This is a genomic window from uncultured Demequina sp. (assembly GCF_913055775.1).
In the GTDB taxonomy this organism is placed as follows: Bacteria; Actinomycetota; Actinomycetes; order Actinomycetales; family Demequinaceae; genus Demequina.
The window spans coordinates 22,044-35,232 of sequence record NZ_CAJXJX010000009.1; the positions used below are offsets into that span (position 1 = coordinate 22,044).

The window sequence follows — 13,189 nt, forward strand, 5'->3', positions numbered from 1 at the left end:
GCTGGCCGGTGAGTGAATCGGCGACACCCGCGCCGGGCATCGTGCTGGACTAGAAGCGGTTCATGAGGGCGAGCACGGAGGCCACGTACTGGCGGGTGTCGGCGTGCATGCCGTACTTCCTGACGCCCGCCTCGCCCTGGTAGTAGCCCGCGATCGCAGTCTCGAGCGAGCGTCCCCCGCGCTGCAGGTGGCTCAGGAGAGCGACGCCAGCGGTGACGTTGTCCTGCGGGACCAGGAGGTTCAGCTCCCGGCCCACCAGGTCCGAGACCCACGCGCCCGTGCTGGGGATGACCTGCATGGCGCCGATCGCGTTGGCGGGGGAGACCGCCCGCATGTTGAAGCCGGACTCCTGGTAGGCGATGGCCTGGGCCAGGGCAGGGTCGACGCCGTACTGCCGAGCCGTGGCGACGATCATCGCCTGCATCTCGTCGCGCGTAGGGACGTCCATCGCGTTGAGCGTGGCCTTGTTCTGGTTCGCGGCTCCCACGACCGGCGCGGAGTAGGTGCGGCCCAGGAAGGTGTCGCCCACGAGGCCCGAGGGCACTCCGCCGGGGATGGTCAGCCGTTGGCCGATGCGAATGAGGGAGGGGTTCTTGATGCCGTTCGCACTGACGATCGACGAGGTCGAGACGCCGAAGCGCGAGGCAATCCTCGCGAGGGTGTCGCCAGCGACCACGGTGTAGGTCTGGGTGGTGCCGCCGAAGTCGCCCAGGTTGTCGCCGGTGGCGAGCTGGGGAGCAGCGCCCCCCGATGTGGCGGGCGAGGTGCCCGCGGCGGTGCCGCCCGGGATCGACAGCTTCTGGCCCACGCGGATGGTCGCGCGCGCATCGAGATCGTTGGCTCGGGTGATGGCTGCGACCGAGACGCCGTAGCGGCGGGCGAGGTCCCACACCGTGTCACCGCTCGCGACGGTGTGACTGGTGGCGCCGGACGCGGTCGTCGACGCCACGGTCGTGGCACCCGACGCGTTCGAACCACCACCCGTTCCTCCCGAGGCGCCGTCGATCGTGAGCGTCTGGCCCACGCGGATGACGGCGCCACTGCCGAGGTTGTTCGCCTTGATGATCGCGGACACCGTGGTGCCGTAGCGGCGCGCGAGATCCCAGACGGTGTCGCCCGCGACGACGGTGTGCATGCCCGCCGAGCGCGAGGCCTTCGACGCTGACGAGCCGGACGAGGTCGGGATGGTGAGTGTCTGACCGATCACGATCATCGCTCGGGCGTTGAGGCCGTTCGCGTCGACGATCGCGGAGGTGGACGAGCCATAGCGGTGAGCGAGAGCGCTCACGGTGTCGCCAGGCTGGACCCGGTGCGACTCGTCTGCGGCCGCCGGGATCGCGCCCAGGGCGCTGGTCGACAGTGCGGCAGCGACAGCGATGGCGGCGGTCCGTGGTCCGGGCGTGCGGAAGGAGCGACGTCCCACGAGGATCTCCTCACTGAGACAAATGTGTCTCATGTGACTGATGTGACACATGTGACTGTAACCCCGCGATGGAGCATTGGCAAGGGTGGGGACGTGGCCGGTCGCCGGTGCGGGGGTGAAAGCAGTCCACGTGTCCGCCGAGGTGCCGGGAGTTTGTAGTCTGAGAGGCGTGAACGATTCGATCGCGTGGCTCACTGTCCCGGAATTCGCCGAGGCGCTCGGCGTGCGTGCCTCCGACATCCGCGAGCAGCTGAGGCTGCGCACCATCGTCGCGGTCCGTCGTGGGGACAACCAGGCCTGGTCCATGCCGGCGGACTTCATCATCGACGATGGGTCAGGGCCGCGGGTGCTCCCCACGCTTCACGGCACCTTCACGCTGCTCGCGGACGGCGGTTTCACCGACGAGGAGTCCGTGGAGTGGCTGACCTCCGAGTCCGAGGAGCTCGGCAGCACGCCCCTCCAGGCGCTGCGCGACGGCAAGCGGGCGCCGGTGCGGCGGGCGGCGCAGACGCTGTTCTAGCGGAGTGCGGGCGACTCGCGCTCAGGCTGAGCGGGCCACCGCCCGGTCGATGAGCGCGTTGATGAGCCCTGCGCCGCGCGCGTCGAGGTCTGCCGATGCGAGGCCCGACCGGGCCGCCGCGGCGCGCTCGGCGACCTGCGCCTCGCACCATGCCACCGCATCGGTCGAGGTGATCGTGGCCACCGCATCGGCGACGTCGTGGTCCGATGCCGTGCGGTTGCCGAGCGCACGCGCGATGCGGGCGCGTCCGTGGTCGTCGGTCGTGGTCCATGCCCTCCACAGCACGAGCGTGCGCTTGCCTTCGCGGACGTCGTCGCCGGCGGGCTTGCCCGTGACCGCGGGCGACCCGGTGAGCCCCAAGAGGTCGTCGCGCACCTGGAAGGCGATGCCGAGCTCGACACCTGCATCGCGCATCGTCGCGACGCGTTCTGCCGACGCTCCCGCCAGCGCCGCGCCGAGCCCGAGCGGGTGCTCGGCCGTATACGACGCGGTTTTCGACCGCATGACGGACACGATCTCCTGCTCCTGATCGGCGAGCGCGTCGAGCGGCTGGGCGGCGGCGCGCATGTCCGCGTACTGTCCCGCCGTCACGAGATCCGCCATGTCCGAGAACAGCTCGCCGACGGTGGATGCGGTCCCCGGCGTCAGGCGAGAGGTGGCGCGCACGAGCGACCGCTGGCATGCCATCAGCGCCAGATCGCCGGCGAGGATGCCGCCAGCCGCTCCGTAGGAGTCGGAGTCTCCCGACCACCCGTGGTTCCGGTGGATCCCTGCGATCACGCGATGAGCGGCAGGCTTGCCGCGGCGCATGTCGGAGTCGTCGAGCACGTCGTCATGCAGGAGGGCAGCGGTCTGGAACAGCTCGAGCGCCGCCGCGGCCTCGATCGCCACGTCGTCGTCATCGCCACCGTGAGCGACGTACGAGGACAACAGGAGCAGAGCCCGGAGGCGCTTGCCGCCTCGCGAATGCGAGATCAAGGGAGCGGTGAGGTCCACGTGCGACGGGCCCGCCGGCCTGACGGCGTCGCTCGTCGCACGGAGCGTGGCGGCGATGCGCTCGTCGGTGCGTGCCTTCCAGGTCGCGAAGGAGTCGGTCACGCCCCCACACTAGGGCGTCACGGACTCCCGCCCGCACGCGTCGTCCCCAGGCCTGTGTGCCCGCCGGTCCCTCCACAGCACGGTGGGTGCCCGCGTGCGCCCACGCTCCGCCGCCGACAACGATCGTCGGCATGAGCATGCGAGTGATTCGAGGCCCGGGCGAGCTGATCGCCGCCATTCCCGTCCTCCTGGGCTTCGTCCCGCACGAATCTGTGGTCGTCATCGGGCTCGGGCCCGGCGGCGAGCTCGGCACCGTCATGCGTGCCGACAGGGCGGATCTGCTCATCGGGGACCTTGCACGCGAGATCCATGACGGGGTGCGTGCGAGGCTGCGCGCCGACCGAGTCTCGCGGGTCGTCATCGTGTCCTTCACTGCCGAGGCCGTCCCTCTGGGGTGCGCTGCGGCCGACGGATTGGCCGTCGCGATCGATGGCACCGTCGATCGCGTCGACATGTGGACGTGCGACGGGCAGCACTATCGCGTCCCCGGGTGTGCCGACCCCCAGTGCTGTCCGGCGGACGGCACGCGCGTGCCCTGGGAGGCGACGGCGGCGCCCCCCGCGTCGGCTCTCGTCGCGACCTGCGCGGAGTGGACGGCGCCGGGTGCGGCTCACCTTCTTCGCGCCGACGCCCGTGAGCGCAGGCGCGCCGCTCGCGCGGGCGACCGCTGGTGGGCGCGGCGAGAGCAGGAGGGGTGGCGGCAGCGATCGTTGGACCTGGTTCTCGAGTCGATGGGCCGCTCCGACGATGTTCTCGCCCTCGGTCGTGCCACCATCGCGATCCGGGACGTGCGCGTCAGGGACGGGGTGATCGTCCGGTGGCTGGGCGGGGGAGCGGACGCGGTCGCCGATGTCCTGGCAGGGCGGGCGACGGCAAAAGTGGCACGAGTGCTCGATGGCGCCCTGCGCGACGACGCCCGGTTGCCGCCCGCGCCTGAGGACACCGGGGACATCCTGGCGTGGTGCCGCTCGGCCGTCGCGCACGCCAGAAACCGCGATCGGGCTGCAGTCCTGGCCCTCGAGGCCGTCGCCGCGTGGTGGAGCGGCGATGTCAGGACGGCGTTGGATTCCGCGGACGCGGCGCTGGAATGCGATCCTGAGTACACGCTCGCGGGGCTCGTCGCGGATGTCTGTGCGGCCGGGCTCGAACCGGCATGGAGTCGATCATCGACGTGAAGAGGCCGAACGAGTTTCGGCGTGTCAGGCGGAACACTCGGGTACGGTTCTTCGTTATACTTGAATGGATTTGCGCGAGACTGAAGGAGCCGCCCATGCTCCCGAGGTCGTCTGAGAGGTTTCCGTGCCTCCCAGTACACCTGAGCGCCGTACCGGTGTGATGCGACACGCGCAGCAATCCGCCGCCCGCACGGGTGAGTCACGCTCCCGCGTGTCCTCTCGCGTCAAGAGATCTGTCCCCGTCGCCATGACGGCCGAGCCGAAGGAGAAGGCCACGACTACTGCAGCCGCGTCCAGTTCCAGCACGAGCGCCAGCAAGAAGTCGGCAGCCGCGTCGACCGCCAAGAAGGCACCGGCCAAGAGGAAGTCGCCCGCCGCGAAGACCGCGGCGAAGGCCGCTGAGTCGAAGGCCGAGCCGGCCGTCGACGAGGTCGAGAGCACGGAGGAGAAGGCCACCGCGCGCAAGCCTGCGCGCAAGACGGCAGCCAAGAAGGCGCCGGCCAAGAAGGCGGCTGCTGATGCCGACACCGAGGAGCCGACCGAGGACGCGCCCGCGCAGGCGGACGACGGCGACGATGGCGACGACAAGCGCGGATTCGTGCTCGGCGCGGCTGACGACGACGCGCCCGTCCAGCAGGTGATGACCGCTGGAGCCACTGCGGACCCGGTCAAGGACTACCTGAAGCAGATCGGCAAGGTGGCCCTCCTCAACGCGGAGCAGGAGGTCGACCTCGCCAAGCGCATCGAGGCCGGTCTGTTCGCGGAGGAGAAGCTGTCGAGCGGCGAGAAGCTCAAGCCCGAGCTGCGTCGCGAGCTCGAGTGGATCGCGAACGACGGTCGCCACGCGAAGAACCACCTGCTCGAGGCGAACCTCCGTCTCGTGGTCTCGCTCGCGAAGCGCTACACCGGTCGCGGCATGCTGTTCCTGGACCTGATCCAGGAGGGCAACCTGGGCCTCATCCGCGCGGTCGAGAAGTTCGACTACACCAAGGGCTACAAGTTCTCGACGTACGCGACCTGGTGGATCCGCCAGGCGATCACGCGTGCGATGGCCGACCAGGCTCGCACCATTCGCATCCCGGTCCACATGGTCGAGGTCATCAACAAGCTCGCGCGCGTGCAGCGCCAGATGCTCCAGGACCTGGGCCGCGAGCCCACGCCCGAGGAGCTGGCAGCCGAGCTGGACATGACGCCCGAGAAGGTGGTCGAGGTTCAGAAGTACGGCCGCGAGCCCATCTCGCTGCACACGCCGCTGGGCGAGGACGGCGACAGCGAGTTCGGTGACCTGATCGAGGACTCCGAGGCCGTCGTTCCGGCCGATGCGGTGGGCTTCACCCTGCTGCAGGAGGAGCTCACCAAGGTCATGGACACGCTGAGCGAGCGCGAGGCCGGCGTGGTCGGCATGCGCTTCGGCCTCACCGACGGCCAGCCCAAGACGCTCGACGAGATCGGCCGCGTGTTCGGCGTGACCCGTGAGCGCATCCGTCAGATCGAGTCCAAGACCATGTCGAAGCTGCGCCACCCGTCGCGCTCGCAGGTGCTTCGGGACTACCTCGACTGATTCTCCGCTTCACCGTTGTGCAGGCGTCTCGCTCCCACCGGAGCGGGGCGCCTGTGCGTTTGCGACCGCTGCGGAGCTAGGGATACTCGGGCGGAAGCTCCCGCGCGAAGGCGTCGTCGGGGTCGGGGTCCGGCGTCACCCGAGCGGTCTGGGCGACCACGATCGCGACCAGCACCACGGCGGAGCCGGCGATCTGCACTGGCGCGAGCGTCTCGCCGAGCCACAGCCAGGCGACCACGAAGGCGAAGAGCACCTCGGAGGACGCGAGGATCCCTGACGCGGTCGCGCTGATGTGGCGCAGAGACGCGAAGATCAGGGTGAAGGGCGCGAAGCCGCCGAACACCACGATGCCCAGCAAGGGCAGCCACATCGGCGTCACGATGTGGTCGAGCGAGCCGCCGAACGAGACGGGCTCGGTGAAGGTGCCGGCTGGGATCTCCCACCAGCGCGAGAAGAGCAGCCAGAAGGCGGTCGCGAAGGAGGACGCCCAGAAGGCGACGGACATCGCTGAGGCGCCCGACACGGACCTCTCGCCGCCCAGGAAGTAGAAGGCATAGGCGACAGCGGCGCCGAGCCCCGCGAGCACGCCCAGGCCCGCGAGCGGGGAGTCCCAGATCTGCGCCACCACCGCGAGACCCACGAGCACCGCCCCGATGGCCCACCACAGGCGTGGGTGCACCTGCTCCTTGAACACGAGGCGCGCCGTGAGCGCGATCAGGACGACGGCGGTGTACTCGAAGAGCAGCGCGACGCCCACGGGCAGCAGGGAGATGGCGACCGAGTACAGCCACTGCACCATGGCCAGGCCGCCGACGCCGAGCGCCGCGAACCAGGCGAGCCGGCGACGGGAGATGAGGAACTGCGAGCGGTCCGTGATCACGAGCACGACGCCCGAGATCACCGCGGTGCCGAGGACCCGGAACAGGGTGAGCTGCTCGGGGGTGATGCCCGCCTGCATCACGACCTTTGACATCGAGCCGTTGAACCCGAACAGGAACGCGCCGGTCAGGACGTAGAGAGCCCCCAGAGCAGGGCGCTTGGCGGTGGTGGCGACGGTCACCAGGTCACGCTACACGCGCGCGGTTCGCGGGAGGCGGACGGCGCCCGCGATAGCATCGGAGCACTCGAGCTTCCAAGGAGAAGACACGTGACTGCCTTGCGGTACGCCCTGCTCATCGCCCACTTCATTGGCCTCGCGGCGATCCTCGGACCCTGGCTGGACCAGTTGAGGGCCGATGCGCGACGCATCACCCAGGCGATGGTGTGGGGAGCGCGTGCGCAGATTCTCACGGGCCTCGCGCTGGCGGGCCTCGCGTTCGCGAACGAGAACTACGACCCGGACCACGTGAAGATCGCCGTGAAGTTCGTGATCGCACTCGCGATCGCCGGCCTGGCCGAGGTGGGCGCCAAGCGGGACAAGCCCCAGCCGTTCTGGCTCCTCGTGGGAATCCTCACCATCGTGAACATCGCCGTCGCGGTGGTCTGGCGCTGACATGACCGCGGTGAGGGTGGCGACGTCGGCTGACGCCGCCGAGATCGTGCACTTGGGTGCGCTCATGTATAAGGCGGTGGGCGCCAAGCCCACGCCTACGTGGGCGGTCGACGCCACACAGCTCGTTCGGGACCGGCTCGGCAAGGACCTCATCGGCATGGTCATCGATGCTCCCGAGGGCGGCCTGGCGTGCTGCGGGCTGGTCAACATCGCGCCGCGGCTGCCCAAGCCGGGCGCGCGTGCCCACCAGATGGGCTACGTCCAGTGGGTCTCGACCTCCCAGCAGCACCAGCGCAAGGGCTACGCGCGTGCCGTCATGGACGCGCTCCTGGCGGAGACGGACAAGCGCGGCATCGAGGTCGTCGAGCTCCATGCGTCGCCCATGGGCCGCCACCTCTACGAGGACCTGGGGTTCTGGGTCAAGGACGACAACATCGCCATGATGACCGTGCGCGGCCGTCCCGACATCCCCGGTACGGACGGCGAGGGCCTGTAGGGGCCGATGCGCGGGCTCAGTCGGCGATGTCGTCAGGGGAGGGGCGGCTGAAGTCGCGTACCGCGAACGGAGCGGCGAACGCGACACACGCCGCCAGCCCGGCGGCCCACATCACCAGCAGGCTCTCGGGCTGGCCTTCCGCTCGTCCGTAGGCGATCCAGCCCAGACCCCAGGCCATAGCGAGGCCACTGGCTACGGAGAGCGGGAATGAACCGCGCGAGCCGCGGGCGATGACCGCGGTGATGACAGCGACCACCACCAGAACTCCCGCAGCGATGCCTGTCCCAGCGTCCGCATCGGCCCCCAGCGAGGCCACGCCTGCGGCCGTGATGTTGGCGACGGTCGCCACCGTCGCCCATCCGAGGTACAGGCCCACCGTGACGTCGGCGACCGCACGGTCGAGCCAGGACGTCGGCCGGGACGCGACCAGGATCAGCGCGATGCGCACCAGCACGGCGACCAGCGCTGCGATCACGACCACCGAGACCCACAGGAGCCCGGCCTGGATCACGCCGATCCACGCGGCGTTGAGCACCATGGAGGCGAGGACTGGCCATCCGAGCGCGCGCATGCGTGGATCCGCGGCGCGCGACGGGAGCGCCTGGACGATCGCGAAGGCCGCGAGGCCGGCGTAGATGACTGACCAGATGCCGAAGGCTCCGGATGCCGGCGCCAGCAGTGTCGCGTCGGCTGCGAGCGCGCCGTTCGCGGCGTCCTGGATGGGCGTGCCGCCGAAGGCTCCGGCGCCCCACGCGGCACCCACGATCGCGGCGACGGCACCCAGCAGCACCACCGCCTGACGGACACGGTCCTGCGTACCTGCCACTGCATCGGCCCTGGTGGACATGAGACCTCCCTGCCCAGGTAAACACCTCAGCGCCGGCACGTGTTCCGAGCTTCCGGCGAGGGACGCACTCGGGTGTCCCCGGCGGGACCTATCCTTGGCGCGTGGCCCCATCCGACTATTCCGCACGACACCTGTCCGTCCTCGAGGGTCTCGAGGCGGTCCGCAAGCGCCCCGGCATGTACATCGGCACCACGGACTCCCGTGGCCTCATGCACTGCCTGTGGGAGATCATCGACAACTCCGTCGACGAGGCGCTGGGCGGGCACGGCGACTCGATCGAGATCATCCTGCACCCCGACGACTCGGTGGAGGTGCGCGACCACGGCCGCGGCATCCCCGTGGACATCGAGCCCAAGACGGGGCTGACGGGCGTCGAGGTCGTCATGACCAAGCTCCACGCCGGCGGCAAGTTCGGCGGCGGATCCTATGCGGCCTCGGGAGGTCTGCACGGCGTGGGCGCCTCGGTGGTGAACGCGCTGAGCGAGCGCCTCGACGTGTGGGTGGACCGCGGGGGAGCGACGCACCACATGGCGTTCAGGCGCGGCGAGCCCGGGTACTGGCAGGACCCGGCATCGGGCCCGTCTCTGGACTCCGCGTTCTCGCCCTTCGTCACCGGCTCCGAGCTGCAGAAGGTCGGCAAGGTCGCGAAGGCGCGCACCGGCACGCGCATCCGCTACTGGGCCGACCGCCAGATCTTCAACAGGTCCGCGCGTTTCACGTTCGAGGACCTTCTGACGCGCGCGCGTCAGACGGCGTTCCTGGTTCCGGGGCTGACGCTGACGGTGCGTGACGAGCGCAACCCGCTCGAGCCCTCGGAGGAGACCTTCCGCTTCGACGGAGGTCCGCGGGACTTCGTCGACTACATCGGCGTGGACGCCGCCGTCACGGACACCTGGGAGCTCAAGGGCACCGGCCAGTACTCGGAGACCGTGCCGGTGCTGAAGGCGGATGGCACGCTCGTGTCCGAGGAGGTCGAGCGTGAGTGCGTGGTGGACGTCGCCCTGCGGTGGGGCAACGGCTACGACACGAACGTGCGCTCGTTCGTCAACATCATCGCGACCCCCAAGGGTGGCACCCACCAGGCGGGCTTCGATGCCGGGCTCACCAAGGTGATGCGCAAGACCATCGAGACCAACGCGCGCCGCCTGAAGCTCACCGGCAAGGACGGTGCCGAGCGCATCGAGAAGGACGACATCATGGCCGGCCTCACCGCCGTGGTGACGGTGCGCATCCCCGAGCCCCAGTTCGAGGGCCAGACCAAGGAGGTCCTCGGCACCACTCCGGTGCGCTCGATCGTGGCGAAGGTGGTCGAGCAGGAGCTCGGGGCGATCCTGGGCTCGCCCAAGCGCGATACCAAGGCGCAGGCCACGACCGTGATGGAGAAGATCGTCGCGGAGATGCGGGCGCGCGTCGCGGCGCGCAAGCAGAAGGAGATCTCGCGGCGCAAGAACGCCCTCGAGACCTCGTCGCTCCCGGCGAAGCTGGCGGACTGCCGCAGCAACGACATCGAGACCTCGGAGCTGTTCATCGTCGAGGGAGACAGCGCGCTCGGCACGGCCAAGGTCGCGCGCAGCTCGGACTTCCAGGCGCTGCTGCCCATCCGAGGCAAGATCCTCAACGTGCAGAAGGCCTCGATCACGGACATGCTGCACAACGCCGAGTGCGCGTCGATCATCCAGGTGATCGGATCCGGATCCGGCCGCACGTTCGACCTCGACGCGGCGCGCTACGGCAAGGTGATCCTGATGACGGACGCCGACGTCGACGGCGCCCACATCCGCACGCTGCTCCTGACCCTCTTCTTCCGCTACATGCGGCCGCTCGTGGACGCCGGCCGGGTCTATGCCGCGGTGCCGCCGCTGCACCGAGTCGAGGTCAAGGGCTCGCCCCGTCGCGAGAAGGAGTACATCTACACCTACTCCGAGAAGGAGCTCGCCGAGACGCTGCGCGACCTGCGCCGCGCCGGACGCAAGTACAACGAGGACATTCAGCGCTACAAGGGACTGGGGGAGATGGACGCCGACCAGCTGGCAGAGACCACGATGGATCCGCAGCACCGGACGCTGCGCCGCATCACCGCGGAGCACGCGGAGGCCGCGGAGCAGGTGTTCGAGCTGCTCATGGGGAACGAGGTCGCGCCGCGGCGCGACTTCATCGTCGCCGGTGCGGAGAAGCTCGACGCGAGCAGGATCGACGCATGAGCGCCGCCGTCGAAGAGCCCACGTGCGCCGCGCACCCGTACGGATATCACCGTCGCTCGCGGGTCAGCCAGCGGCCGGACCGTGTGCTCGTCGAGCCGGGTTTCGTGGGCCTTCCGGCGCGCTGCATCACTCTTGAGCGCGAGCTGGAGGAAGCCGACAGGGTCGACGACTTCGTGCGTCAGCTCTGGGTGGTCGAGCGGCAGGGTCGCGGGGGGCTGTCGGTGCTGCTGGTCGCGTTCGCCGCCATCGTGATGATGGTGCTGGCCGCCGTTGCCGGTGACGTCCAGTGGGGCTCGGGCCTTGCCACCGGCGTCGTGGGCGTCGCTGTGCTCGGGGTCGCGGGCGAGGCGGCGGTCCTGCGCGCGCACCGGGCGCGGCTCCGTCGTGTGTACGAGTGGCGGCAGTACGTGGGCTTCCAGGCCTGACCTGACGCGTCCGCACCCGTGTCGACGCGAGGCGGAATTCTCGTCGCGCCCCGTGGCGTTCTCTCGGAGGCACGAGTCGCCGCCGCCTCGAGAGGAGCACGCCATGGGCCGCAGGAGCAGTGCTGACATGTGGGGACGTCCCCTCTACCTGGAGCGCCGTGCGGGACTGCCCGACATGGGGGTCAGCGCGTCGGGACCTCCCCCGCTCACGGGCGCCGCAGTCGATGCGATCTTCGCGTGCGACGACCCGAAGGCCCTCGCCGAGCTGAAGGCCTACGCCCACTCGTACCTGGGAACCGGGGGAGCGGTTGTGGGCGGCCTCGCGCTCACCGCGTTCTGGGCCGTGCTGGGCCGCCGGGGGCTCGCGGCCGCCACCGCGCTCGGCACGGGTGCCGCAGGGCTGGCCGTGATGGAGGCGCGCCGCCTCTCCCGGCAGTGGGAGGCGGCGGCCGATGCGCGGCTGGCGCAGCTGGGGTCGTCCACCTGAGGCGCTGAGCGGCGGGGTCCCGGGTGTGTGGCACCCGGGTGCGCAAGAATGGCCGCGTGAGCGAGGAGAGGGAAGTCCACGACGAGGAGCGCGTGCGCTCCACGCACGAGCTCGAGGAGAGCCTCGAGCCGGTCGCGCTCATCGAGCAGTCGGGAGCCGTGATCCGCACGGGCCGGTTGATGCTCGCCGCGGGCACGGCGAGCTACCGCGTCAAGCAGGCGATGCGAGCGGTGGCTCAGTCTCTCGGCATCGATCGCCACTCGAACCATGTGTCGCTCACGGAGATCGCCGCGACCTCGCATCGGGGGCGTATCTTCCGCACCGAGGTGGCCGAGAACCGCTCGTTCGCCGTGAACTCGGACCGCCTGGCTCAGCTCGACCGGATGCGCCGGACGCTCCCTGAGCGCACCACCGCCCACGAGGTCCACCGCGCGCTCGACGCGATCGAGGCTCGGGGAGCGCTCTATCCCGGGATCGCCAACGCTGCCTTCGCGGGCCTCGCGTGTGCGGCGTTCGCCGTGCTCAACCACGCGCTGCCGTGGGAGGTGGCGATCGTGTTCGTCGCGGCGGCCGCCGGGCAGTGGGCGCGCAGGATCATCGCGCATCGGCACTTCAACCCGTTCGGCACCACTCTCGTGGCCGCCGCAGTGTCGACGATGGTCTACGTCGCGGGCATTGCGGCGATAGGCGCGGCAGTCAGCGACCTCGACACGCACGCCGCCGGCTACATCAGCTCGGTCCTGTACCTGCTCCCCGGATTCGCCCTGATCACCGGCGCGCTGGACATGGCGCAGATGGACCTCGCAGCGGGCCTGCAGCGCATCGCGTTCGGCACCATGCTGACCATGGCGGCCGCGGTGTCCGTCTGGGGGGTCTCGCTCGTGGACTCGCTGTCGACCGTGACGCGCGCGCCTCCCGACATCGCGATGGGCGCCCAACTGGCGATGTGGGCGGTCGCGAGTGCGATCGGGGTGCTGGGCTTCGCACTGCTGTTCAACAGTCCGTGGTCGATCGCGCTCACCGCGGCGCTGATCGGCTCGATCGCCAACACCGGGCGACTCGCTGCGCTCGACCATGGCGTCCTGGTGCAGGCCGCCACGGCGGTCGCATGCCTGGTCGTGGGCGTCCTCTCAGCATTCGCGGCGCGCGGCGGACGCTTCCCCGTGATCACCCTGTCCGTGCCCGCCGTGCTCGTCATGATTCCTGGCGTGGCGGCCCACGAGGCGCTCGTCAGCCTCAATTCGGGCGACTATGCGGCCGCGACCGCGGGCATCCTCGAGGTGACTCTGGTGGTGCTGTCGATCATGGTTGGCCTCGTCGCCGCGAAGCTGATCACCGACCGCCACTGGGCCTTCGACCGCGTCGCCTAGCGACGGCATTGGGAGTGTCGCGGCCAGTGCCGCTACCCTCGTGTGCGTGATGGAGAACACGACGCCCGAATCCCCGGCGGAGCGCGATCTCGCC

13 protein-coding genes are annotated in these 13,189 nt (G+C 70.0%); 9 read left to right on the top strand and 4 right to left on the bottom strand.

The window, feature by feature from the left end; genetic code table 11:
• Nucleotides 1-49: 49 nt before the first annotated feature.
• The gene (locus QZ483_RS01810; RefSeq protein WP_297081273.1) at nt 50-1,423 is read right to left on the bottom strand and encodes a LysM peptidoglycan-binding domain-containing protein; all 1,374 of its coding nucleotides are present in this window, start codon (nt 1,421-1,423) and stop codon (nt 50-52) included.
• Nucleotides 1,424-1,592: 169 nt separating this feature from the next.
• On the opposite strand from QZ483_RS01810, the gene QZ483_RS01815 reads away from it, so the two are divergent.
• On the top strand, nt 1,593-1,943 hold the full coding sequence (locus QZ483_RS01815) for an Rv2175c family DNA-binding protein (RefSeq protein WP_297081274.1): 351 nt from the start codon (nt 1,593-1,595) through the stop codon (nt 1,941-1,943).
• A 21-nt stretch (nt 1,944-1,964) separates the two neighbouring features.
• Here QZ483_RS01815 and QZ483_RS01820 read toward each other — a convergent pair whose 3' ends face one another.
• Nucleotides 1,965-3,041, bottom strand: a complete 1,077-nt coding sequence (locus QZ483_RS01820; RefSeq protein ID WP_297081275.1) for a polyprenyl synthetase family protein — start codon at nt 3,039-3,041, stop codon at nt 1,965-1,967.
• A gap of 131 nt (nt 3,042-3,172) precedes the next feature.
• On the opposite strand from QZ483_RS01820, the gene QZ483_RS01825 reads away from it, so the two are divergent.
• Together QZ483_RS01825 and QZ483_RS01830 are read left to right on the top strand one after the other, a co-directional pair.
• Entirely contained in the window at nt 3,173-4,216 is a 1,044-nt protein-coding gene (locus QZ483_RS01825; protein ID WP_297081276.1) for a DUF4192 family protein, read from the top strand.
• 160 nt (nt 4,217-4,376) lie between these two features.
• A complete protein-coding gene (locus QZ483_RS01830) occupies nt 4,377-5,777 on the top strand; it encodes an RNA polymerase sigma factor (protein ID WP_297081277.1) in 1,401 nt (466 codons plus the stop codon).
• Between the two features lie 76 nt (nt 5,778-5,853).
• On the opposite strand, the gene QZ483_RS01835 is transcribed toward QZ483_RS01830, so the two are convergent.
• Entirely contained in the window at nt 5,854-6,837 is a 984-nt protein-coding gene (locus QZ483_RS01835) for a DMT family transporter (RefSeq protein ID WP_297081278.1), read from the bottom strand.
• Nucleotides 6,838-6,924: 87 nt separating this feature from the next.
• Here QZ483_RS01835 and QZ483_RS01840 point away from each other — a divergent pair, with 87 nt between their 5' ends.
• A complete protein-coding gene (locus QZ483_RS01840) occupies nt 6,925-7,269 on the top strand; it encodes a hypothetical protein (RefSeq protein ID WP_297081279.1) in 345 nt (114 codons plus the stop codon).
• A 1-nt stretch (nt 7,270) separates the two neighbouring features.
• A complete protein-coding gene (locus QZ483_RS01845) occupies nt 7,271-7,765 on the top strand; it encodes a GNAT family N-acetyltransferase (protein WP_297081280.1) in 495 nt (164 codons plus the stop codon).
• A 16-nt stretch (nt 7,766-7,781) separates the two neighbouring features.
• On the opposite strand, the gene QZ483_RS01850 is transcribed toward QZ483_RS01845, so the two are convergent.
• Nucleotides 7,782-8,612 carry a tryptophan-rich sensory protein gene (locus QZ483_RS01850; RefSeq protein WP_297081281.1) on the bottom strand — a complete coding sequence of 277 codons (831 nt, stop codon included), beginning with the start codon at nt 8,610-8,612 and terminating at the stop codon, nt 7,782-7,784.
• Nucleotides 8,613-8,713: 101 nt separating this feature from the next.
• On the opposite strand from QZ483_RS01850, the gene QZ483_RS01855 reads away from it, so the two are divergent.
• The 4 genes from QZ483_RS01855 to QZ483_RS01870 all read left to right on the top strand — a co-directional run bounded on the left by QZ483_RS01855 (nt 8,714) and on the right by QZ483_RS01870 (nt 13,095).
• Nucleotides 8,714-10,813 (top strand): type IIA DNA topoisomerase subunit B, encoded by a 2,100-nt coding sequence (locus QZ483_RS01855; protein WP_297081282.1) that lies wholly within the window; start codon nt 8,714-8,716, stop codon nt 10,811-10,813.
• Complete coding sequence (locus QZ483_RS01860; RefSeq protein WP_297081283.1) at nt 10,810-11,238, top strand: hypothetical protein; 429 nt, start codon at nt 10,810-10,812, stop codon at nt 11,236-11,238. Before QZ483_RS01855 ends, QZ483_RS01860 begins: the two co-directional genes overlap by 4 nt.
• A gap of 103 nt (nt 11,239-11,341) precedes the next feature.
• Complete coding sequence (locus QZ483_RS01865; protein ID WP_297081284.1) at nt 11,342-11,725, top strand: hypothetical protein; 384 nt, start codon at nt 11,342-11,344, stop codon at nt 11,723-11,725.
• A 56-nt stretch (nt 11,726-11,781) separates the two neighbouring features.
• Complete coding sequence (locus QZ483_RS01870) at nt 11,782-13,095, top strand: threonine/serine exporter ThrE family protein (protein WP_297081285.1); 1,314 nt, start codon at nt 11,782-11,784, stop codon at nt 13,093-13,095.
• Nucleotides 13,096-13,189: the final 94 nt, after the last annotated feature.

Coding starts and splice junctions, on each gene's coding strand:
- QZ483_RS01825 (WP_297081276.1), top strand. CDS start 3,173: ATGAGCATGCGAGTGATTCGAGGCCCGGGCGAGCTGATCGCCGCCATT.
- QZ483_RS01830 (WP_297081277.1), top strand. CDS start 4,377: ATGCGACACGCGCAGCAATCCGCCGCCCGCACGGGTGAGTCACGCTCC.
- QZ483_RS01845 (WP_297081280.1), top strand. CDS start 7,271: ATGACCGCGGTGAGGGTGGCGACGTCGGCTGACGCCGCCGAGATCGTG.
- QZ483_RS01850 (WP_297081281.1), bottom strand. CDS start 8,612: ATGTCCACCAGGGCCGATGCAGTGGCAGGTACGCAGGACCGTGTCCGT.
- QZ483_RS01860 (WP_297081283.1), top strand. CDS start 10,810: ATGAGCGCCGCCGTCGAAGAGCCCACGTGCGCCGCGCACCCGTACGGA.
- QZ483_RS01865 (WP_297081284.1), top strand. CDS start 11,342: ATGGGCCGCAGGAGCAGTGCTGACATGTGGGGACGTCCCCTCTACCTG.